Source organism: Exiguobacterium sp. RIT452 (genome assembly GCF_003598705.1).
In the GTDB taxonomy this organism is placed as follows: Bacteria; Bacillota; Bacilli; order Exiguobacteriales; family Exiguobacteriaceae; genus Exiguobacterium_A; species Exiguobacterium_A undae.
Genome location: NZ_QXJB01000005.1, coordinates 122,105 through 143,604 on the forward strand (window position 1 = coordinate 122,105; position 21,500 = coordinate 143,604).

The 21,500-nt window shown below is 48.3% G+C and carries 19 protein-coding genes, 1 tRNA gene and 1 other annotated feature; of the genes, 14 read left to right on the forward strand and 6 right to left on the reverse strand.

From position 1 onward, the window contains the following. Window positions 1–68: 68 nt before the first annotated feature. Together D3D03_RS12185 and nhaC are read right to left on the reverse strand one after the other, a co-directional pair. Entirely contained in the window at window positions 69–278 is a 210-nt protein-coding gene (locus D3D03_RS12185) for a DUF3006 family protein (protein ID WP_119923706.1), read from the reverse strand. A 236-nt stretch (window positions 279–514) separates the two neighbouring features. Then, window positions 515–1,888 (reverse strand): Na+/H+ antiporter NhaC, encoded by a 1,374-nt coding sequence (nhaC, locus tag D3D03_RS12190; RefSeq protein WP_119923707.1) that lies wholly within the window; start codon window positions 1,886–1,888, stop codon window positions 515–517. A 499-nt stretch (window positions 1,889–2,387) separates the two neighbouring features. Between nhaC and argC the strand changes: the two genes are divergently transcribed. From argC to argF, 7 genes are read left to right on the forward strand one after another with little or no spacing between them, the layout of a single operon-like run. Then, window positions 2,388–3,419: an N-acetyl-gamma-glutamyl-phosphate reductase gene (argC, locus tag D3D03_RS12195; protein WP_119923708.1), complete on the forward strand. Its 1,032-nt coding sequence runs from the start codon at window positions 2,388–2,390 to the stop codon at window positions 3,417–3,419. 14 nt (window positions 3,420–3,433) lie between these two features. Next, window positions 3,434–4,651, forward strand: a complete 1,218-nt coding sequence (argJ, locus tag D3D03_RS12200) for a bifunctional glutamate N-acetyltransferase/amino-acid acetyltransferase ArgJ (protein ID WP_119923709.1) — start codon at window positions 3,434–3,436, stop codon at window positions 4,649–4,651. Continuing rightward, a complete protein-coding gene (argB, locus tag D3D03_RS12205) occupies window positions 4,648–5,421 on the forward strand; it encodes an acetylglutamate kinase (protein WP_119923710.1) in 774 nt (257 codons plus the stop codon). Before argJ ends, argB begins: the two co-directional genes overlap by 4 nt. Then, window positions 5,387–6,529, forward strand: a complete 1,143-nt coding sequence (locus tag D3D03_RS12210) for an acetylornithine transaminase (RefSeq protein ID WP_119923711.1) — start codon at window positions 5,387–5,389, stop codon at window positions 6,527–6,529. Before argB ends, D3D03_RS12210 begins: the two co-directional genes overlap by 35 nt. Then, window positions 6,526–7,581 (forward strand): carbamoyl phosphate synthase small subunit, encoded by a 1,056-nt coding sequence (locus D3D03_RS12215; protein WP_119923712.1) that lies wholly within the window; start codon window positions 6,526–6,528, stop codon window positions 7,579–7,581. The genes D3D03_RS12210 and D3D03_RS12215 overlap by 4 nt, the downstream gene beginning before the upstream one ends. Next, on the forward strand, window positions 7,568–10,600 hold the full coding sequence (carB, locus tag D3D03_RS12220) for a carbamoyl-phosphate synthase (glutamine-hydrolyzing) large subunit (RefSeq protein WP_119923713.1): 3,033 nt from the start codon (window positions 7,568–7,570) through the stop codon (window positions 10,598–10,600). The genes D3D03_RS12215 and carB overlap by 14 nt, the downstream gene beginning before the upstream one ends. Beyond that, complete coding sequence (argF, locus tag D3D03_RS12225) at window positions 10,597–11,541, forward strand: ornithine carbamoyltransferase (protein ID WP_119923714.1); 945 nt, start codon at window positions 10,597–10,599, stop codon at window positions 11,539–11,541. The genes carB and argF overlap by 4 nt, the downstream gene beginning before the upstream one ends. A 457-nt stretch (window positions 11,542–11,998) precedes the next feature. Here the strand turns inward: argF and D3D03_RS12230 are convergent, their stop codons facing one another. Then, window positions 11,999–12,808, reverse strand: a complete 810-nt coding sequence (locus tag D3D03_RS12230) for an MBL fold metallo-hydrolase (RefSeq protein WP_026833852.1) — start codon at window positions 12,806–12,808, stop codon at window positions 11,999–12,001. Between the two features lie 175 nt (window positions 12,809–12,983). Then, window positions 12,984–13,057, reverse strand: a tRNA-Gly gene (locus D3D03_RS12235). A gap of 370 nt (window positions 13,058–13,427) precedes the next feature. Here D3D03_RS12235 and D3D03_RS12240 point away from each other — a divergent pair. Further along, on the forward strand, window positions 13,428–13,973 hold the full coding sequence (locus D3D03_RS12240) for an imm11 family protein (RefSeq protein ID WP_233550700.1): 546 nt from the start codon (window positions 13,428–13,430) through the stop codon (window positions 13,971–13,973). Further along, a complete protein-coding gene (locus tag D3D03_RS12245) occupies window positions 13,970–14,389 on the forward strand; it encodes a hypothetical protein (protein WP_026833850.1) in 420 nt (139 codons plus the stop codon). Before D3D03_RS12240 ends, D3D03_RS12245 begins: the two co-directional genes overlap by 4 nt. Before the next feature lie 49 nt (window positions 14,390–14,438). On the opposite strand, the gene D3D03_RS12250 is transcribed toward D3D03_RS12245, so the two are convergent. Both D3D03_RS12250 and D3D03_RS12255 read right to left on the reverse strand, forming a co-directional pair. Continuing rightward, entirely contained in the window at window positions 14,439–15,392 is a 954-nt protein-coding gene (locus D3D03_RS12250) for an alpha/beta fold hydrolase (RefSeq protein WP_081776050.1), read from the reverse strand. Window positions 15,393–15,411: 19 nt separating this feature from the next. Continuing rightward, the gene (locus tag D3D03_RS12255) at window positions 15,412–17,091 is read right to left on the reverse strand and encodes a formate--tetrahydrofolate ligase (protein ID WP_028106920.1); all 1,680 of its coding nucleotides are present in this window, start codon (window positions 17,089–17,091) and stop codon (window positions 15,412–15,414) included. A gap of 166 nt (window positions 17,092–17,257) precedes the next feature. Between D3D03_RS12255 and D3D03_RS12260 the strand changes: the two genes are divergently transcribed. From D3D03_RS12260 to D3D03_RS12280, 5 genes are all read left to right on the forward strand, one after another. Next, on the forward strand, window positions 17,258–18,148 hold the full coding sequence (locus tag D3D03_RS12260; RefSeq protein WP_026833847.1) for a carbohydrate ABC transporter permease: 891 nt from the start codon (window positions 17,258–17,260) through the stop codon (window positions 18,146–18,148). Further along, window positions 18,145–19,032 carry a carbohydrate ABC transporter permease gene (locus tag D3D03_RS12265; RefSeq protein WP_035387674.1) on the forward strand — a complete coding sequence of 296 codons (888 nt, stop codon included), beginning with the start codon at window positions 18,145–18,147 and terminating at the stop codon, window positions 19,030–19,032. Before D3D03_RS12260 ends, D3D03_RS12265 begins: the two co-directional genes overlap by 4 nt. 142 nt (window positions 19,033–19,174) lie before the next feature. Then, window positions 19,175–19,434: a binding site (T-box leader), on the forward strand. 67 nt (window positions 19,435–19,501) lie between these two features. Further along, a complete protein-coding gene (gene asnA / locus D3D03_RS12270; RefSeq protein WP_119923715.1) occupies window positions 19,502–20,476 on the forward strand; it encodes an aspartate--ammonia ligase in 975 nt (324 codons plus the stop codon). A gap of 172 nt (window positions 20,477–20,648) precedes the next feature. Next, window positions 20,649–20,870: a hypothetical protein gene (locus tag D3D03_RS12275; RefSeq protein ID WP_014969583.1), complete on the forward strand. Its 222-nt coding sequence runs from the start codon at window positions 20,649–20,651 to the stop codon at window positions 20,868–20,870. A 17-nt stretch (window positions 20,871–20,887) separates the two neighbouring features. Continuing rightward, the gene (locus D3D03_RS12280; protein ID WP_026833844.1) at window positions 20,888–21,481 is read left to right on the forward strand and encodes a DedA family protein; all 594 of its coding nucleotides are present in this window, start codon (window positions 20,888–20,890) and stop codon (window positions 21,479–21,481) included. The last annotated feature ends 19 nt before the right edge of the window (window positions 21,482–21,500 follow it).

Consider the following 21,500-nt stretch of genomic DNA (forward strand, 5'->3'; position numbering starts at 1 on the left):
AAGGAAGGACTGAAGAAGACAAGTGTGTCTACTAGTCAATTCTTATCACCAGAAGGCTTTTTTACGTATCAACCCATTTGCCGAAACGAAAACGTTTGAAAGGAAGATTGACTAGAGCTGGATGCGTCAATCGAGTAACTTGTACCATCAAATAAAATTGTATCACCAAGTCGTGCTTCAGTCGGCAAATAACGACGGGGAATAAAACTAGATCCATTCTCCCAGAGAAGAACAGCATATTTGCCATCAAGCCGTTCTAATGTGCCACGTTTGATCATAATCGAACTCCTCCTACAAATTACACCGAAAGCATCTCCTGAAGCAGGGTGCACGTTTCTCTCTCTCAATTCGCTGTAATTTTTTTATCTTATGTTTGGTATATTCCCATTTCACTTTAGATTTACACATCTTTCTCGACAATCGTTGCATTCTGTAGAGTTTTTGTAAAAGTAATTAAAAAAAGAGTAAAACTGAATACACAGTTTTACTCGAAAAAATACGACCGGAATACAGATTAAGCCACCAGATCCTGTGCCGGTTTTTTAGTGGGGCGGATAAAGGCGAGCAGGAACGTAAAGAACGGCGACAACAACAAGAAGAACGCGAACGGAACGTACGCTGTCACGGGAACACCAAGTGTTGATGCGAAAAAGGCACCTGAGACGCCCCACGGGATTAACGGATTGACGAGTGTACCGCCATCCTCCAGTGCACGAGACAAGAAGCGAAGATCAATCGAACGATCCTCAAAAATCTTTTTGAACGCTTGTCCGGGCAACAAGATGGACAAGTATTGTTCGCCGGCCATGATGTTGACACCGATCGAAGCAAGGGCAGCAGATGAGATGATGCTGCCGTCCCGTTTCAGTTTCGAAACAGTTTTCTCGATGATGACATCGATGACGCCGATGCCTCGGAGGACACCCCCAAAAGCCAATGCAAGCATGACGAGGGAAACAGACCACATCATCGATTGCAGACCACCTTTACTGATGATGCTGGCGACGGTTTGATTTTCTGTTTCTAACTGCAATCCGTTTTGGATGACACTCATCCATTGGCCGATATTCCAGTTGCCTTGTGTGAGACCTGTTAAGAGAAGACCACTCAAAACACCGGCAATCAACGTCGGAACGACAGGCGTTTTACGCAAAGCAAGAATCATCACAAGGAGCGGGGAAAGCAGTGTCCAAGGTGATAATTGGAACAACCGTGCCAACTCTTGTTGGGTCGATCCGATCGTTTCTGCATCGATTGAACCGTTCCCCCGTCCGAAAATAAAGAACAGGATGAAGGTGATGGTAATGGCGGGAACCGTTGTCCCCATCATGAAACGGATGTGATCAAACACGGAAACATTGACGATGCCGGGTGCAAAATTTGTCGTATCCGATAACGGAGACATCTTATCCCCGAAACAAGCACCGCTGATGATCGCACCTGCGGCGAGTGCCGGATTGACACCAAGCGCGACGGCGATTCCCATCAAGGCAACGCCGACGGTTCCAATCGTCGTAAACGAACTTCCGGTAAACGTTGAGACAATCATCGTGATGATCAAAGCACTTGGTGCGAACCAGGTGGCGGATAAGGTCTCGAGTCCGAAATGAAGCAGTGTCGGGACGGCCCCGCTCATCATCCAGACAGCAATCGTCATTCCGACGAGCAACATGATCAAAATCGGTTTGATGGCTTCACGAATGCCGTTGATCATATGTTGTTCGAGTGTTTCATAACCGAAGCCGCGAAAGGCAGCGTAAACCGTCACAAAAATTAAGCTGGATAAGATGGCAAGATGCGGTTCGGCTTTGGCACCGAATAAAACGGATAATAAAATAATGATACTGATTCCTAGGATAGCTGCGGATTCACGAAAGGACATGCGCATGCTTCCACCTCCTTGTTTCTATAATGCGTTTATGCTTGTTTGCTTTTACGTGTGAAAGTAAAATGTGGAACAGTTGCTATGTTATCGAAGATGCGCCGGTTCGTCAACTGTTTGGATTTTAATTAAAAATAAAAAATAAAGCAAAATGTGACGATTTTTTGTCGTAAACGCTTTCTTTTTTGCCGGAAATCTTGCACAATAGGAAATAAGAGATGTCTATTTTGTGAACAGGGGGAGAATACATATGTTTACTGCAATTTTTGTAGTGGTCATCGCGTTAATGGGAGCAAGTGTTTTTGGAATCGATCATCTCGTCGCACAGCGTGCAGAAAAACGATAATCATTTAAAAAAAGGCTTTGATCAGTCACATCAGTTTTGATGTCATTGATCAAAGCCTTTTTTGTCGTTCTGAATAATATATAAATAAAAATACAGTTGACAGTATAATTATACATATGTTTAAATCGGTTTATCATTTATTTCAAAGGAGTTCCTCAGATGAGATGTACGATTGTTGGCGCAACAGGATATGCTGCGATTGAACTTATACGGTTGATTGAGCTTCATCCTCAGCTGGAAATCGTTTCGCTGATCAGTGATTCGAAAACAGATGAGAAGATAGAACGATTATACAGCTTCATGAATAAAAATCAGTATCCCGTCTTAACGGAATTTTCGATGGCCCATATTAAGGAGGTCGAAACGGATCTTCTGTTTCTCGCAACACCGAGCGGTATATCGACGGAATACCTCAAACAATTGACCGAGTGGGACGGGAAGACAATCGATTTGAGCGGAGACCTGCGTCTCGAGAAAACATTGTATGAGGCGTGGTATGCACACGACGCCATCGATTCATCCATTCAGGCACAAGCCACATATGGATTGACCGAGTGGAAGCGGGAAGACATCAAAAACAGTCGGTTGGTGGCGAACCCGGGATGTTACGCCACAGCAATCTTGTTAGGTTTACTGCCCCTGCTTGAGCAACAGATGATTGATCCGGATCAGATTATCATCCACGCCAGCTCCGGACTATCCGGTGCCGGAAAAACGTTGACGGAACAAACACACCATGTGCGATCGAATGAAAATGTTCGGATGTACAAACAGAATCGTCATCAGCACATTCCGGAAGTCGAGTCCGTCGTCGAAGAAATCACCGGTCAAAAGGTCGTTGTATCCCTTGCAACCTATCTGGTCCCGCTGAATCGAGGAATCATGGCAACGATGACGTTACAACCGCTTGTCGAGAAGACAGAGCATGAATGGCAAGCCTGGTTCAGCGAGCGATACCAACAGGAGTCGTTCATTCGAATCAATCAGGCCGATCCGGAAATCAGATCGGCTGCCGGCAGTAACTATTGTGATCTATCCGTGTATCTGGACACGAGGACAGGACGGCTGACGGTCGTATCCGTACTCGATAATATGCAAAAAGGTGCTGCGGGACAGGCGATTCAAAATGCCAATGTCATGAGTGGGTATCACGAAACACTCGGACTGACACAACAGCCATTCTTTATATAGAAGGGACCATGAATATGTTAAATGTACAAGTGACACCAGTATTGACGGTAACGACACCAAAAGGATTTAAGGCAACGGGGATCCATGTCGGGTTGAGACGCAAACGAAAGGATTTGGCACTTCTGTTGTGTGAAGGCGGTGCGGATGCGGCGGCTGTCTACACGACGAATCAAATCCAAGCGGCTCCGATCACCGTGACGAAAGAAGCGATGGCGGTATCAGGCGGAAAAGTGCATGCGGTTTTGGTCAACAGTGGAAATGCCAATGCCTGTACAGGCGAACTGGGATTAACTCATGCCTATGCTTCACAACAAGCTGTTGCCGAGCAATTTCAACTGGCACCGGAACATGTCGTCATAGCCTCGACCGGTATCATCGGTCAACCGCTTCCGATCGACACGTTACTTCAAGGCATCGAACAACTGGAACCTGATACGAAAGAAGTCCAGGCAGAGGACTTTGCGACTGCCATTCTGACGACGGACACGGGGACTAAAACAGCCGGGCGACAAATCCTGCTGAACGGGGATGTCGTATCGGTATGCGGTGTCGCTAAAGGATCCGGCATGATTCATCCGAACATGGCGACAATGCTTGGATTTTTGACGACAGATGCTTCGATTGACAGCGTGTTTCTCCAAGAGGTCTTAAAAACAGCCGTCAACCGGACGTTCAACTGCATCACGGTGGACGGAGACAGTTCGACGAATGACATGGTGATGATTCTCGCGAGCGGAGCAGCACAAACACAATCGATCGAACGGGGTTCAACAGAAGCCGAACAGTTCCAGCAGGCCGTCGAGGGCGTCTGTCAGGACCTGGCGAAACAAATCGCACGGGACGGTGAAGGGGCAACAAAACTGATTGAAGTCAAGGTCAATGGGACAAACGAGGAACTGCTTGCCCGAAAGATTGCCAAACAAATCGTAGGTTCTTCGCTCGTGAAAACAGCGATTTTCGGAGAAGATGCGAACTGGGGACGTATCGTTGCTGCAATCGGCAGTATCGATGAACCGATTGATGTCAGTCAGATTGATATCCGGATCGGCTCCCAAGCCGTCCTCCGCCAAAGCATGCCGGTCTGGTTTGACGAGACGATAGCGTCGGCTGAGCTTGCGGCAGATGTCGTTCAAATCGAAGTCGATTTGAATCAGGGGACAAAAAGCGGACACGCTTTCGGATGTGACTTAACGTACGACTACATTAAAATCAATGCGAGTTACCGGACATGACGAAACGAAAGTTAATCAAACTCGGTGGCAGTGTATTGGAGCAACTGGATCCCCGTTATTACGAGGAATGGTCCGAATGGTTGAAAGCGAACAACGAATTGATTTTCATGCATGGTGGTGGACCGGCCTTATCTGCCTACTGCCAACAGTTACAGATTGAATCCGTCTTCGAACAAGGGGTCCGGGTCACGACAGATGACGTTTTGCTCGGGGCGGAACGTGTACTCGGAGGCGAAGTGCAGTCTAAAATCGTCTACCAGTTGAATCAACAGGCGTTACCTGCCGTCGGATTGACAGGCATCGACGGCGCGAGCATTCGGGGAGAACGGCAGCCGGACGTCGGTGCGGTCGGACACGTCGCACACGTCGAAGAAAAGTTGTTTCAGACCCTGATGCAAACGGGGTTCATTCCAGTCGTTACATCATTGATCACCGGTTCTGAAGGGACATTGAACTGTAACGGAGATACGTGTGCTGTCGCGTTAGCCACCGCTCTGCAAGTGGATGAATTTGAATTGTTGACCGATGTGACCGGCATCAAGCTAAACGGTCGGATGCAATCAGAAGTGACCGTCTCCGATTTGGAAGCGGGACTCGCATCAAACGAAATTAACGGAGGAATGATTCCGAAGTCGATGGCTGTCATCGAAGCGGCAAAACAGGGAATCAAGCATGTCCGGATTCGATTCGGACAAGAAGTGACCAGTCCCGGAACTCAAGTGAAGGAGGAGAACAATGAGCGCATTACTACCGACGTATCAGCGTCATGACATTGAGTTGATTGAGGGTTCAGGATCGTTTGTGACGGATACGAAAGGGCAAAGCTATCTCGATTTCACGATGGGTATTGCGGTCTGTAACACAGGACACCGCCATCCGTTTGTTCAACAACGAGTAACGGAACAACTCGGGAAACTGTGGCATACATCGAACCTGTTCATCAGCAGTAAGCAGGAACGTGTCGCTGAGCTGTTGACAAAAGACAGTCACCTCAGTCACGTCTTCTTCTGTAACAGCGGGACAGAAGCGAATGAAGGAGCCTTTAAGCTGATTCGAAAATGGACACAAAAAACGGAAATCCTGACATTCAGTCAATCATTCCACGGTCGAACATTCGCGATGATGGGAGCGACGGGGCAAGAGAAGATCAAAGACGGTTTTGGATCGATGGTTCCCGATTTTAAGCATCTCACCTTCAATGATTTTGAGAGCCTTGACATGATCAGTGAGCAGACGGCTGCCGTGTGGCTCGAGGTCATCCAAGGAGAAGGCGGTGTCATCCCGGCCGATCATGGATGGTTACAGGCTTTGATGGAACAAACGAAAAAATATGACGTCAAAGTGGTCGTCGATGAAGTTCAGACCGGAATCGGACGAACGGGATCACGATATGCCTTTGAACAAACCCCGCTGAAGCCGGATATCATCACCGTCGCCAAAGGACTCGGAAGCGGCTTTCCGGTCGGAGCACTCATCACGACAGCTGAGGCGGCAACGGTTTTCACACCGGGGACACACGGTTCAACATTTGGCGGAAATCCGCTCGCCATGACAGCGGCAGAAGCGACACTGGAATTGTTGTTACCGGACGAGCAAATGCAACAGGTACAGAACAAAGGGAAATATTTGATGGCACAGTTAAGTGAATTGCCTGGAACAATGGTTCGGGAGGTGCGTGGTCGTGGACTGATGATCGGGATCGAGTGTCATCAAGCCGTCGCACCGTTGATTCAAGCGCTTCAGCAAACCGGACTGCTCGTTGTCAGTGCAGGTCCGAACGTCATTCGATTATTACCGTCACTATTCGTCACGGAGTCAGAACTGGATCTGGCAATCGAAAAAATCAAATCAGTATGCCAACAGGAGGTCATGATGTGAAAACAACAGGAGCATTACAACTGGCAGATGGACAGGTGTATCCGGGGAAACTAACCGGAACGGCATCGGTTCAAGGAGAGGTTGTCTTTTTTACCGGCATGACCGGTTACCAGGAAGTGTTGACCGATCCTTCCTATCGTGGACAGATTATTGTCTTTACCTATCCGTTGATCGGACAATACGGTGTTTCTGCGACGGATTCAGAAAGTCAGCAGATTCAAGTGGCGGGTGTCGTCGTTCAGACGCTTGCGAATAACGGAACCAAATCGGATTTGGCCGACTGGCTGGCAGCATCCGACATTCCTGTTCTCAGTCAAGTCGACACCCGTGCTCTCGTCCATCACCTGCGTACTCACGGTGATCAAGTCGGCTCGATCGGGCTGAACGAGCAATCGTCTTCACAACCGTCGAATTTGATTGCGATGGTTTCGACAAAAGCGCATCAGGTTCATGAGACGGATCAAGCGGACGGACACGTGGTCTGCCTGGACTACGGTGTGAAAAAATCGATGATTGACGCGCTCAATGCGCGTCGGATGAAAGTGACGGTCGTTCCGTTTGATACCCCAAAATCCGTGATTGAGGAATTAAAACCGGACGGATTACTCTTCTCCAATGGACCGGGAGACCCGATGCAACTCGATCACCTGACTGCCGACATTAAACAACTGGCATTATCGTATCCGACGCTCGGCATATGTATGGGGCATCAAATCATTGCCAAAGCCTTTGGTTGTCAAATCGAGAAGCAACATCACGGTCACCGCGGGGCGAATCATCCGGTCCGGGAACTGGCGACAGGACGTGTTTTCATGACTTCACAAAATCATGGCTATGTCGTTCAAACGGCGAGTGTCGAAGCATCGGAACTTGTTCCTGCCTATCAACATATCAATGATGGCTCAATCGAAGGTCTGCTCCATCCGGCTTATCCGATTTTGACCGTCCAGTTCCATCCGGAAGCCCATCCCGGACCTGTCGAAGCGATGGTGATTTTTGATCAATTCGTAGCAAATATTTTGAAACAGGAGGTAGCGTATGCAAGATCATAAAAAAGTGCTGGTCATCGGATCGGGTCCGATCGTGATCGGACAAGCAGCGGAATTTGACTATTCAGGGACACAGGCATGTCAGACACTTCGGGAAGCGGGATGCGAGGTCATGCTGATGAATTCGAATCCGGCTACGATCATGACGGATCCGTCGACGGCGGACCATATCTATATCGAAGCGATGACCCTTGAGAAGGCCACGGCCATCATCCAGCGTGAACGTCCCACCCACCTGCTCGCGACGGTCGGCGGACAAACGGCCCTGAATCTGGCACTATCGCTCGAAGAAGCCGGTGTGCTCGATCAGTATCAAGTGGAACTGCTGGGCACATCACTCGAAACGATTCGTGATGGCGAAGACCGCGAACGTTTTAAACAGCGGATGCTTGAACTGAATCAACCTCTCCCAACGAGTCAGACAATCGAAACATTGGCTGAACTGGAGGAGTTCATGGAAACGTGTGGTGTTCCGCTTGTCATTCGTCCGGCCTTTACGTTAGGGGGAACGGGCGGCGGAATCGCCAAGACAAAAGCAGAAGCCCGTCTGCTTGCGGCAAACGGCTTACAGGCGAGTCCGATTTCACAATGTCTCGTCGAAGCCAGCATCGCCGGTTATAAAGAAGTTGAGTACGAAGTGATGCGTGATGCGTTTGATACGACGATTATCGTCTGTAACATGGAAAATATTGATCCGGTGGGTGTGCATACCGGCGATTCGGTTGTATTTGCGCCCATTCAATCGATTTCTGACCAGATGAATCAACAGCTCCGGACGGCAGCACGAGAAATCGTCTCCGCCCTCGGGGTCGTCGGAGGGTGTAACATCCAATTTGCGATTCATCCGACCGAACAAACGTATTATGTCATCGAGGTAAATCCACGGGTCAGCCGTTCTTCGGCTCTCGCCTCGAAAGCAACGGGTTATCCGATTGCGAAACTTGCGACCCGTCTTGCTCTCGGCGAACGTTTAGATGACTGCATCAATCCCGTGACGAAGGAGACGATGGCAAGTTTTGAACCTACAATGGACTACGTAACAGCCAAAGTCCCGTGTTTTCCGTTTGATCTCTTCCCGGAAAGCGACCGCAGCCTCGGAACCCAGATGAAGGCGACCGGGGAAAGTATGGCGATGGGGAAGACGCTCGAAGAAGCTTTACAAAAAGCATGGCGCGGTGCAGGCGTTGAACAGGCTCCGCTTTATCCGACTTGGATGAAGCAAGCCGACACGACGGTACTCTGGGAGGAAGTGGAACAGATCACGGATCGCCGTCTGCTTGCGTTGCTTGCGTTATTGGATCGAAAAGAAACGACCTCGCAACAGATTGTCGAATTGACGCAGATTCAACCGCTGTTCATTACAATCCTCGAACGACTGTTAACGATTCAAGATACATTGGATTTGACGTCGGAAGAGTCGCTTTTAACAGCAAAACGGCATGGGTTTACCGACCAACAAATCGCTGGTGTATTGGGTGTCTCGGTGGAATCGGTGCAAGGTCAGCGTCAAGGATTCGGGATTGCACCGGCATTTCAAATGATTGACACGTGTGCTGCTGAATTTTCAAGTCCGACACCTTATTTTTACGGCAGTTGGTCAGGACGGACAGAGGTCACGCCATCCAATTATAAAAAGGTCGCCGTCCTTGGGGCCGGTCCGATTCGGATCGGACAAGGGATCGAGTTTGATTATTGTTCGGTGCATGCCGTTCGGGCGCTCCAGCACAGCGGATATGAAACGATTATGATCAACAACAATCCGGAAACGGTTTCGACGGATTTTGAAGTCGCCGACCGGCTCTATGTGGAGCCGTTGACGATTGAAGACGTCGTTCATGTGCTCGAAGCGGAGAACTGTCACGACGTCTTGGTGCAGTTTGGCGGACAGACGGCGATTGCCTTGGCCGCCGAACTGGAACAACGCGGCTATCATCTGCTCGGCACGACGGCAGATACGATTGATGAAATGGAAAATCGTGAGCGGTTTTATCAATTTTTAGATCGACTGGATATCGCACATATTCCCGGTCAAGAGGTCACGAACGAGGAAGAATTGAATGCGGTCATCATGCAACTCGGTTATCCGTTGATGGTCCGTCCGTCGTATGTCATCGGCGGGAAAGGCATGCATCGCTTGAAAACAGACGCTGATTTAGAGGCGTTGTTACCTGAACTGGCATTTCCGATTTTAGTCGATGCCTACATCGAGGGGAAAGAGTTCGAAGTGGACTGCATCTCTGACGGGACAATGACATATGTTCCAATCATCATGGAACAGATTGAAGCTGCAGGTGTCCATTCCGGAGATTCGACGATGATCCTGCCGCCGGTTTCAGCGACAGAGGCATTGCAGGATGAGATCGAAGCAATTGCGCAGGCCATCGGACAACAGCTGATGTATAAAGGGGCCTTTAACATTCAGTTCGTCGTCAAAGATCAAAGCCTGTATGTCTTAGAGATCAACCCCCGTGCTTCCCGGACATTACCGATTGTCGCTAAAGTCACGGGTCAACCGTTACTCGAATGGGCAGTCCAGGCAGCGAGTGGACAACGTGTTCATGCGTTACCGGTCAAACGGACGAGTTTGCCGTTTCATGCAGTGAAGACACCGGTTTTCTCGACGTTGAAGTTACGTCATGTGGACCCGATGACAGGACCCGTCATGCGGTCTACCGGGGAAACTTTGCAGTGGACGACAAACGGATTGGCGAAAGAACGTTTTGCGCATGACGAGACAACAAAAACGTTGTTGACGACACGAGCGTTGCATATTGCCGGTAAAGGGACAGAAGGATGGACGGATGCCGTACCGCTAGACGATGGAACGGATTTCGACCAGTGTCGTGTCTTCTTCTCGATCAGCGAGGACGAACAAGCACAACGTGCCCTGGCTCTGACGAAGGGAGCCGTCGTCATTACCGAACAACACCTTGCGCAGTATTTTGACAGCGTGGAGGAAATCGACATGTTGCCTGTCAAACGATTGGCAGAGTGGACGACACGAAAGGAGTTAATCCAATGACGAATACGAAACAGCAGTTACAGCATCTATTGACGCTCGAAGAATTGACGGCGGAGGGATTAACCGAGTTATTGGAGTTGGCGAAAGCAGTCAAACAGACGCCGGCGACATATAAACAGGCACTGAGTGGAAAAAAAGTAGCGTTGTTGTTCGAAAAGGCCTCTACCCGGACACGGATTTCGTTTGAAGTCGGGGTCATCGAGTTGGGTGGGCATCCCATCGTCTTGAACGGATCAGACATGCAAATCGGACGAGGGGAGTCGTTAAGCGACACGATACAAGTGATGAGTCGGTATGTCGATGCGCTGATGATTCGGACGTTTTCACATGAGACGGTGAAAACGTTAGCGGAGCACGGAACGATTCCAATCATCAATGGATTGACGGATTTACATCACCCGTGCCAAGTTTTAGCCGATTTACTCACGATTGAAGAACATCTCGGAAAACGAGCCGGGAAAGTACTGACCTATATCGGGGACGGAAACAACATGGCTCACTCGTTGTTGATTGGCGGGGCTTTAAGTGGAATGACAGTCCGGATTTGCAGTCCTGCCGCGTATGCACCGGACGCAACGATTGTCGCCGAGGCGAGCCGATTGGCGCAAGCGACAGGCGGGAAAATCGAACAGTATACGGATCCGGTTCAAGCCGCAACGGGAGCGGATGTCATCTACAGTGATGTCTTTGCGAGTATGGGGCAGGAAGAGGAGACGGCGCAACGACTGGCGGCATTCTCGGGCTATCAAGTCAATCAACCGTTGCTGGATGTAGCCGCTGCCGACGTCATCTTCCTCCACTGTCTCCCGGCACACCGGGGAGAAGAAGTGACAGCAGAAGTTATTGATGGTCCACATTCTGTTGTATTTGATCAAGCAGAAAATCGTCTGCACGCGCAAAAAGCCTTGATGTTGGAATTAATCGGATCGACACCGTGTTGAACTACCTCTACCTACGCTTCGCTAAGAGGTGGAGGATTCCTGAGTTATTCAACCTAGCGGTCAAAAATTTATCAGGCTAACCCCGTCGTCCCGACGGTTGAACGTTGATCTTGTCCGTTTCTTTTATGCGGATGCCTACTCTGCTTGGTTTTCGCTACTTCGGTCATCCGCAAGGTGAACGTTGAAGATTTTACGTGACAGACGAACTTCCTGTCACAACCCTATATCTTCAGTTTTCAAAGAACATGACTCTTTTTTTATTCCTGATTTTAATTGTTTTAAAACCAAGGTGTCGGGCAATTGACGTGTCGCAAGACACGCTTTGCCCGAAGACAATTCATCTCCCACTTGCACTAGGGCTTCGCCCTGAACGTTTAGAAGTGGGAGTATTCTCGACTGATTTTGATAAAAAGAGACAGTGTCCATTGCTTCAGAAGCGGTGGACGCTGTCTCTTTTTTAGTCGTACTGACGCCGAGCGAGTTGTTCGGATTGCTCTTTCTTGACTTGGCGCTTGTTTTTTTCGTGTAAGCGGCTCATGAAAGATGTCCGTTGCCAAGACGGAGACCAGTTCGATTCCTTTCCGGCACGTAAGGCTAAGATATAGTCATAGCTGAGGTGGAGCCGTTCAATCATTTCAGTCCGGACGTCACAAATATGGCCATGACCGGGAATCAGTAACTTGATTTCATATTCATAGATAAAGGATTCGAGCAATTCGAGCGTCGTCAAATATTCGTTGGAATCATGTTCAATCAATGGAATTTCAACATCGGACGCATAATCGCCGCAGACCAGAAGGTGGAGCGGCATGACGACAAAGGACAGATGTGTCGCTTCGTGACCGGGTGTTAGGAAAAAAATCAGCTTGGTTTTACCGATTGTCAAAGTGGTTTCTGATTCATCGATGACATGTGTGATGTTCGGAAACAAGACCGGGGATTCGATGTAATATTCATCATTAAAATTTTGAACTTCTTCCAACGCGGCGGCTTGATCGACATCGATGAACCGACGAGAGGCAATCGCAATCGCATCTTTGAAGGCGTAAGCACCTAATATGTGATCGAAATGGGCGTGCGTATAAACGATATAAAGAGGACGGTCGTGCCGGATGATTTCGACGTCCCGGCGAATCGTGGCGATTTCGTCCGGTAGCCAGCCTGGATCAACGACAATCAGACAGTCAGGTGTTTCAATCAACGTCGAAGTCGTTTTCATTAACGTACTTTGGTAGACCGTTACACCGGGCATCTTCATCTGGATCATAAGACTCCTCCTCATTCCTAAGTAGAAACTTTTATACCGAACTATACCCAAAAAGATGCGGCCTGTATCGCGAAGGACAAAAAAAGACGATTCGCATCGTGCGAATCGTCTTCCCCTCAAGAGGGTTATAAAAGTCGTTGACCTATGTGTCGTTGACCTATGTTATGTCATAAATTGGAGCGGGTGAAGAGAATCGAACTCTCATCATCAGCTTGGAAGGCTGAGGTTTTACCACTAAACTACACCCGCAAAAGTTACTCAATAAAGTTGCTACATGAGATATAGTAGCATAGCAAAGAATAGATATCCATAACTTTTAGAAAAAAAGTCAATAGTTTTGATTTTTCCAGACGGATTGAACAGGGCTCTTGTGGCTCAAAAAACACCCGTCGAGCATTAAAGAGCGGCTGTTCTTTGGGTACGCCAACCACAATCGATGCGAGGTGCTGCCTGTCATCGATCTGGTTCGAAGATTTCACCGTTTGAATCGGGCGACGGCTGAATCTTGTGATTCCAATCGGGCGCATTTAAAGTGTACAATAACAATAGCTAAATCGTTTACATGAGCTTCCTGCGACGAGCATGAATGCCCGAGGATGGAAAGAGGAGCGAATGACTGGTGAACAAAGTTCGAGTTTGGAGCGAACAGGCGATGGGAAAAGGATGGAGGGCGACCTGTCACCATCAAATCGATCGTTATCGCTTCATGACAGGAGAGTGGTTTCTGAACACAAGCTTACTTGCCTTTTCAATCGAACAGGATGCGGATATGTTACCGGACGTGCTTCCGAACGAATTGAATATCCCGCTGGTATCGGAACGGATGAAACAGACATTGGAACGGTTGACTCCGTTTTCTGTACAATGTCTTCGGGTCCAGTTGAAGACGCGGTCGGGATTAAGCAATTACTATCTCATCAATATACTAGCGGTAAGGCGGGTGGAGCATTTACATAAGACAAATATTTTCCGCACCATTCGGAAGAGACAGGTCTATTTCATGACGGAGCGGATCATCAGTGAGTCGCTTGGTCCCCACCACATCTTGCGAGATGAACGGACGGATCGTATTTTCCTTTCGGACACGCTAGCACGGTATTTGGAACAACTGACCGTGACAGGAGTACATTTTGGCGAGATAAATCGAATGGAGGAAATTATATGAAACATTACACGGTCGATAATTGGATTACTCTTGAATATCCACAGACGTTTGAATACCAGGAAGAGGAAACGTTCGTTAGTTTTTATTCGACGGAAGAAAATGCGATGGGCACTTTACAGTTGTCGATTTATGAGTCGGATGCAGAAGAACTGACACCGTTTGAAGCGGCTGAACAAGAAATCAATTTGTTGGTAGAAGAGTTTGGCATTGAATTAACGGGACCTCTTGAAGCGCGTCGGAATACACCAAAAGAAGCCTTGCTTGCCGTTGATGGAAAAGAAGAAGATGTGTTTATCCGCATCTTTGCCTACTCCGACGGCGAACGTCTTGTGCTGTTGACTTATTCTGCTGATCGAGAGTCATTGGAATTAGAAGAAATCGAAACGATGATCCGTTCATTGAGCTGGATCCATTGATCAAAAAGGAGTCACCCTCTAAGCGATAGAGGATGACTCCTTTTTTTGATTATGGGTGTCCTTGTCTCCGCACAGAAGAAGGAAGACGGGATCCAACCTGTTTATTCAGCCAGCCCGCAATATCCGCGAAGACACGAATCCGCTCAAATTCATGAAACAGTTCATGGCGCAGCCCGCGATAGACGGTGAGTTGAACACCTTCAACACGAACCCGGTTATAGGCATCGAACAAGGTATGAATCCCTTTTCCATCAAAGGCGACGGGATCATCTTCACCGGCAATCAGTAACAACGGAAGATGCCGCGGATGCTGATAAAGATAAGACAGGGAGTTCACGGCTTTTGTGGCAGAAAGCAATTCATGAAAGAATCCAAGTGTCACAGTTTGACCAGACAATACGTCTTCATCATAACGCATGACCGACTGCGGGTCGGACGATAACCAGGCATTTGGCGACAAGGCCGGGAAAAAGCGTAAGTTGTAGCGGCCAAAAACCAATTTACTCATGCCTTCTGCCGGGTGCTGCGCCGATGTTTGCTCGATCAATTGCCGAACGATTTTTTTACTGATATTTCCGAGTATTCCGCTGTCGGTCGGGGGACCGCTGGCAATGACGCCAGCCAGTTCGTGACCGAGTGTTTGTCCAAGGCGTCTTGAAATCAGCGAACCGAAGCTGTGACCAAATGCAAAAATCGGTAAGTCCGGATAGCGGTCTTTAATGTCGTAAACCAATTCTTCCGCATCTTGAACCAACTGATCAAACCCTTGATTTGGTTCTAAGTGACCCAACTGAGGAGCCTGAGCACCAAAGCAGCGTAGATCCGGGATGACGGTGTGATAGTGATGGGCATACAGAAACTCGGCAAATTCCTGGTAACGTTCCCCGTGTTCCATCATGCCGTGAAAAACGATGACGACACCTTTAGGCGCACTTGCTTCCAAAAGATGCATGTTCGTCGTATGACCGTCAGATGCAATCCAGTGTGTATGATCGATTGTCATGTATATCATCCTTCCTTGATTAAGAAAGCCCGAATATCGTTCCATCTTCAGAAATTCCCATCGTATTAGCCGCCGGTTTTTTCGGTAAACCCGGCATGGTTAATACATTCCCGGTCAAGGCGACGATGAATCCCGCCCCGATCGCCGGTCTGATTTCGCGGACCGTAATCATAAACCCTTCGACTCGTCCGTACTTAGTCGGATCATCCGTCAATGAAAACGGCGTTTTTGCCATACAAATCGGCAAATGGCCAAGTCCTTGATCCGTGCAACGTTCCAGTTCACGCAATGCTTTTTCCTCGAAATGGACTCCGGCTGCACCATAGACACGCATCGCAATCCGCTCGATTTTTTGAGTGAGTGGCAAATCGGTTGGATAAAGAGGCGTGAACTGGCTGTCTTCTTCCAGTGCTTCGAAAACCTGTTCGACCAACGTTTCTCCACCGGCTCCACCTTGACTGAATACTTCACTTTCCGCAACGCGGATTTTTCGTTCGCGACACCAGTCGAGTACGGTCTGACGTTCCGTTTCTGTATCGCTTGAAAAACGATTTAAGGCTACGACCGCCGGAACACCAAACAAATCCATTGTCTCGACGTGTTTTTCGAGCAAAGCGAGTCCTTCGACCAAGGCAGATAGGTTTTCTTCAGCCAACTGGTCTTTTGCGACACCGCCATGCATTTTTAACGCACGGACGGTGGCGACGAGCACGACGGCATCGGGATGCAAATTGCCGATCCGTGATTTGATGTTAAAGAATTTTTCAGCACCAAGATCAGCGCCGAATCCGGCTTCTGTCACGACATAATCGCTCAGCTTGAGAGCCGTTCGCGTTGCAATCAGCGAATTACAGCCATGGGCGATGTTTGCGAACGGTCCGCCGTGAATCAAGGCCGGAGTTCCTTCAACAGTCTGTACCAAATTTGGACGGAATGCCTCTTTTAAGAGCAAGGTCGCAGCACCGGAGGCCTGAATATCCTTGACGGTCACCGGCTGTTGCTCATACGAGTGGGCGACGACGATTCGGCTGATCCGGTCCTCCAGATCGGCAATCGAGTCAGCGAGACAAAGGACCGCCATGATTTCTGATGCAACGGTGATGTCGAAGCCGTCTTGACGCGGAATACCATGAGCCGCTCCACCGAGTCCGATCGTGATGTTGCGTAACGCCCGGTCATTCAGGTCGAGGACACGTTTCCATGTGATGCGACGCGGATCGATCCGCAAGTCATTGCCTTGATGAAGATGATTGTCGAGCAGAGCGCTGATTGTATTGTGGGCCGAGGTAATGGCGTGCATGTCACCTGTGAAATGCAGGTTGATTTCTTCCATTGGCAACACTTGGCTGTAGCCGCCGCCGCAAGCGCCACCCTTTAATCCCATCGTGGGTCCGAGCGACGGTTCCCGCAGACAAATCATCGTTTTGTGCTTGAGCCGGTGCAGTGCCTGACCAAGTCCGACCGTCACCGTTGATTTTCCTTCACCGGCAGCCGTTGGATTGATGGCTGTGACGAGAATCAATTTTCCGTCGGCATTCGTTGCCAACCGTTCGGCTAGCCCATCCGTCAACTTCGCCTTGTACTTTCCGTACGAGTCATAATCTGCGTCCGTCAGCCCGATTTGACGGGCGATTTCAGAAATAGGTTGTAAAGTCGTTTGTTGGGCAATCTCTAGATCAGAACGAATGGTTTTCTCCATGGCATAATCTTCCTCTCAAGATGAATTTCTTTATATTTCTTTATAGTAGCTCATCCGAAAGGGTCGCGCCAAATAATCGTTCAATATTTTCCACCCAATGTGTCAAATGGTTGCGTTTTCATTTTGTGGTAAATTCCGTACGCTTAGGACAGAGGAGGGATGAGCAATGGCAGTAAGCAATAAGAAAAAAGTAAAACGCGGACTCGAGTTTTGGATGTTCGTCGGACCCGTCTTTCTAGTTTTCGCGGTAATTGTTCTCGTACCTTTTTTTAACGGTGTCATGTATTCATTCACGGATTGGAACGGGATTACAGGTGAATTGAATTGGATTGGATTCGACAATTATGTACGGCTCTTTACGGTCGATGACCAGTTCCAACAGTCATTTTGGTTGACGACGAAATATACAGTTGTTGCCGTGATTCTGACGAATCTAGTCGGCTTCCTGTTAGCGTTTTTACTCACACAAAACATTCGGACCCGTAACTTTTTACGGACAATTTTCTTCATGCCGAACTTGATCGGCGGCTTGATTTTAGGATTCGTTTGGCAGTTCATTTATGTTAAAGGATTTGCATCGATCGGAGAGCTGACAGGTTGGAGTTTATTTGAACTTCCCTGGCTTGGTGACGCCCAGACCGGATTTTGGGGCATCGTCATCGTTTCGATCTGGCAAGGTGGCGGTTATATCATGGTCATCTACATTGCCGCCCTGCAAAATGTCCCGCAGGAACTGATTGAGGCTGCAAAAATCGATGGCGCGAACCGCTTGTCGACGTTACGCAACATCACGATTCCGCTGATCATGCCATCGGTGACAATCTGTCTGTTCCTGACGATTTCATGGTCGTTCAAATTATTTGATACAAACTTATCGCTGACGAACGGTGGACCGTTTAAATCAACCGAGATGCTCGCACTGAATATCTATAAAGAATCGTTTACGAACAACAACCTTGGTCTTGGTTCGGCCAAAGCGATCATCTTCTTTGTGGTCGTCGCAGCGATTACCGTAACTCAGGTCTACTTGACGAAAAAACGGGAGGTGGAAGCATGAGTACCGCGCAACCTTTACCGAAACCAGAACTGAAGCCGGAACAACCGGCACCGAAAAAACGGGGCCGTTACTCGGTGCGACTCGGAACTGTCGAAATCGCCGCCTTGCTGATGGGCTTACTGTATATGATTCCATTTTATTATGTCATTTCGAACTCGTTTAAGACGCAAGGTGATATTTTTACGAATACGTCAGGACTTCCGAAAGAATGGATCACCTCGAACTATACCGATGCCTGGGAAGCGATGAATTTTGGAAAGGTGTTCTTGAACTCTGTCATCATTACTGTCGGGGCGAATGCCGTCATCGTCATTTTTTGTTCGATGGCTGCCTGGAAGCTGGTTCGGACGAAAACCCGGTTATCGACAATCATCTTTTTCCTGTTTGTCGCCGCGATGATCATTCCGTTCCAGTCGATCATGATTCCGTTATCGAAGCTGTCTGGTGACTTGGGATTACAAAACAGTTATTGGGGCTTGATCCTCATGTATCTTGGGTTTGGATCCGGATTGTCGATTTTCTTGTATCACGGCTTCATGAAATCGATTCCGGAAGAGATCGAAGAGGCGGCAATCATTGACGGCTGTTCCCAGTGGGGCGTGTTTTGGCGCATCGTGTTCCCGTTGCTCAAACCGATCACGGTGACAATCGTCATCTTGAACACACTATGGATTTGGAATGATTTCCTGTTGCCGTCGCTGATGTTGCGTGACGTCGAACTGCGGACGATTCCGCTCGCCACGTTCTACTTCTTCGGTCAATATACAAAACAATGGGATTTGGCCTTGGCGGGACTGATCCTCGGTATCATTCCGCTGTTATTATTCTTCTTCGCGATGCAAAAGCAAATTATTCAAGGAATTACGAGTGGTTCAATCAAATAAATTGTAAGCGCGTTCTCGCTTCTGCGGGAACGTTTTTCTTTGGGATAGCTAATCTGATTAGTCAGATTATTTTATTTTTTTTTGAAAAAAGGGCTTTTCAAACACTTGTTGCATGGTGTACGATGTTCTCAATTCAATTGTAACAACGACGTTGAAGGGAAGAGTAACATCTTGTAAAACCGGATTAGCGAGCTGGGGACGGTGAGAGCCCAGTCGGAAACAAGTTGCGAAGAACATCCCGGAGTCGCTACCCGAACACACGAGTCAGTAGGCGTAGCCGGAGTTGCCTGTCCGTTATCATATGGCCGAAGATTGAGATGATAATTGATCATCAGTCTTTTGAGTGAGCAGCTGAGCTGTTAACATGGGTGGTACCGCGGAACCGAGTCTTTCGTCCCATATTCTTGGGAGAGAAGGGCTCTTTTTTATGGCTTCTTTTTCAAACACACAATTGAGGAGGAAGAATACCATGACAACACTCGTATCGATGAAACAGACACAGGAAGCAATCACACTCGTAAAAAAACGCTTTGAGGAGCAATTCTCAAGACAACTCGGATTAACACGCGTCGAAGCGCCTTTATTCGTCGAAAGCACACTCGGAGTCAACGATCACCTGAACGGAATCGAACGCGTCATTCGTTTTGATGCGCTTGATCATCAGGCTGAACTCGAAATCGTTCAATCTCTCGCGAAGTGGAAACGTCAAGCACTCCATACGTACGGATTCGCAAAAGGCGAAGGATTATACACGCTGATGCATGCGATTCGTCGCGATGAAGTCTTGGACGCGACCCACTCGATTCATGTCGACCAATGGGATTGGGAGCGGATCATCTCGAAGGAAGAACGGACGATCGATTACTTGCAGACGACAGTACGGGCCATCTATCAATCGATTCATCAAGTAGAGCGTGAAGTCGAAGAACAGTTCGGAATCGAGGCCATCTTGCCGGAGACGATTCACTTCATGACGACACAAGAGCTCGAAGATGCATACCCGACCCTTTCTACAAAAGAGCGGGAGACGGAAGTGACGAAAGAATATGGTGCGGTCTTCTTGATGCAGATCGGCGGTGCGCTGGCATCCGGAGAAAAACATGATGGTCGAGCAGCTGACTACGATGACTGGACACTCAACGGTGATATTTTAGTCCACCATCCGGAAATCGGAGCATTTGAACTTTCATCAATGGGCATTCGTGTCGACCGTGAAACGTTACTGGCACAAATCGAGACGACTGGGGAACATGCGAAACTTGATTTCCCGTTCCATCAAGGCGTATTGGAAGAAAAGCTCCCGTTAACGATTGGTGGAGGCATCGGGCAATCACGTATGGCGATGTTCTTGTTGAAGAAACGTCATATCGGTGAAGTTCAAGCGTCGGTCTGGTCAGAAGAGACACGGACTGCTTATCGTGAGCAAGGCGTACACCTGTTGTAAAAACGAGTGATTCACACATAAATCATAGAAACAAGCGATGTTCGCGCCAGTAATGGTGATGAACATCGCTTTTTTTCATGATGAAAGTAGGTTCATGAGACCTCAGACGGAGGGAAGACGTGTAAAAGTAAGGTATAATGGGGATAACAACTAATAAGAAAGAGGTGAAGACATGTCAGCGATACTCATTACGGGATTAGTGTTTGCCTTACTTTTTGTAGTTTTTCTTTGGTTCAACATCAAAGGACTTCGAACGATGTGGCGTGATTACAAACGAACAGGATCGATGATGGCGCTTGGATTCTTTATAGTCGGAATCATCGGAATCTTCACAGGTGTCTGGACGACCCTTGTCGTCATTATTTATTATCTTCTTCGTCCTGCACGAGGCTGATTTAGAGGAGTGGTTGGATGTTAGAATGGTTATTCTCAGCCGGAGAGTCGAATCTCTGGCTGTTTTTAGGAATCATGATTATCGGGCTCGGAACCGAGTTGATCCCGGCTGAAGTGGGATTACCGTTACTTGGCCTCTATGTCTCAAACGGGACACTAGGATGGACAGCAGCCGTCCTGATTGGATTTGTCGGCAGTTTGATGGGCGCCACATTGTTTTATTTTCTTGGTCGCTACGCCGGACGTCCAATCTTAATCCGTTACGGAAAATGGTTGATGATTAAAGAACGGGAAATTGTTCAGGGGGAACGGATTGTCTCGAAGTATGGTTCCTGGTCAGCATTATTTGGCCGCTTTTTCCCTGTTGTGCGTTCCGTCGTCTCCATTCCGTGCGGCTTGTTCAACCTGTCTTTTAAACGGTACTTACTTGCATCGAGTCTAGGGTTGTTTCCCGTGTCGTTTTTCTATGTCTGGTTGGGCGAAAAGTTTGGGGTCGAACGGGCGGAATCGATGCTCAAGGGATTAGAACAAGAGTTATGGTGGATTCTCGGAATCATCGTCATCGGGATTGTGGGATACATTTTGTATCGTCGATTAAAAGCAAAACGGTGAGTGTAGATCACAAAAAAAG

Excerpts from the sequence above, each read along its gene's own strand:
- D3D03_RS12245 (WP_026833850.1), top strand. The coding sequence starts at position 13,970 with ATGAAACATTACACGGTCGATAATTGGATTACTCTTGAATATCCACAG.
- D3D03_RS12210 (WP_119923711.1), top strand. The coding sequence starts at position 5,387 with ATGAGCGCATTACTACCGACGTATCAGCGTCATGACATTGAGTTGATT.
- argJ (WP_119923709.1), top strand. The coding sequence starts at position 3,434 with ATGTTAAATGTACAAGTGACACCAGTATTGACGGTAACGACACCAAAA.
- asnA (WP_119923715.1), top strand. The coding sequence starts at position 19,502 with ATGACAACACTCGTATCGATGAAACAGACACAGGAAGCAATCACACTC.
- carB (WP_119923713.1), top strand. The coding sequence starts at position 7,568 with ATGCAAGATCATAAAAAAGTGCTGGTCATCGGATCGGGTCCGATCGTG.
- argF (WP_119923714.1), top strand. The coding sequence starts at position 10,597 with ATGACGAATACGAAACAGCAGTTACAGCATCTATTGACGCTCGAAGAA.
- nhaC (WP_119923707.1), bottom strand. The coding sequence starts at position 1,888 with ATGCGCATGTCCTTTCGTGAATCCGCAGCTATCCTAGGAATCAGTATC.
- argC (WP_119923708.1), top strand. The coding sequence starts at position 2,388 with ATGAGATGTACGATTGTTGGCGCAACAGGATATGCTGCGATTGAACTT.
- D3D03_RS12260 (WP_026833847.1), top strand. The coding sequence starts at position 17,258 with ATGGCAGTAAGCAATAAGAAAAAAGTAAAACGCGGACTCGAGTTTTGG.
- D3D03_RS12280 (WP_026833844.1), top strand. The coding sequence starts at position 20,888 with ATGTTAGAATGGTTATTCTCAGCCGGAGAGTCGAATCTCTGGCTGTTT.
- D3D03_RS12230 (WP_026833852.1), bottom strand. The coding sequence starts at position 12,808 with ATGATCCAGATGAAGATGCCCGGTGTAACGGTCTACCAAAGTACGTTA.
- D3D03_RS12265 (WP_035387674.1), top strand. The coding sequence starts at position 18,145 with ATGAGTACCGCGCAACCTTTACCGAAACCAGAACTGAAGCCGGAACAA.
- D3D03_RS12250 (WP_081776050.1), bottom strand. The coding sequence starts at position 15,392 with ATGACAATCGATCATACACACTGGATTGCATCTGACGGTCATACGACG.
- argB (WP_119923710.1), top strand. The coding sequence starts at position 4,648 with ATGACGAAACGAAAGTTAATCAAACTCGGTGGCAGTGTATTGGAGCAA.
- D3D03_RS12275 (WP_014969583.1), top strand. The coding sequence starts at position 20,649 with ATGTCAGCGATACTCATTACGGGATTAGTGTTTGCCTTACTTTTTGTA.
- D3D03_RS12185 (WP_119923706.1), bottom strand. The coding sequence starts at position 278 with ATGATCAAACGTGGCACATTAGAACGGCTTGATGGCAAATATGCTGTT.
- D3D03_RS12255 (WP_028106920.1), bottom strand. The coding sequence starts at position 17,091 with ATGGAGAAAACCATTCGTTCTGATCTAGAGATTGCCCAACAAACGACT.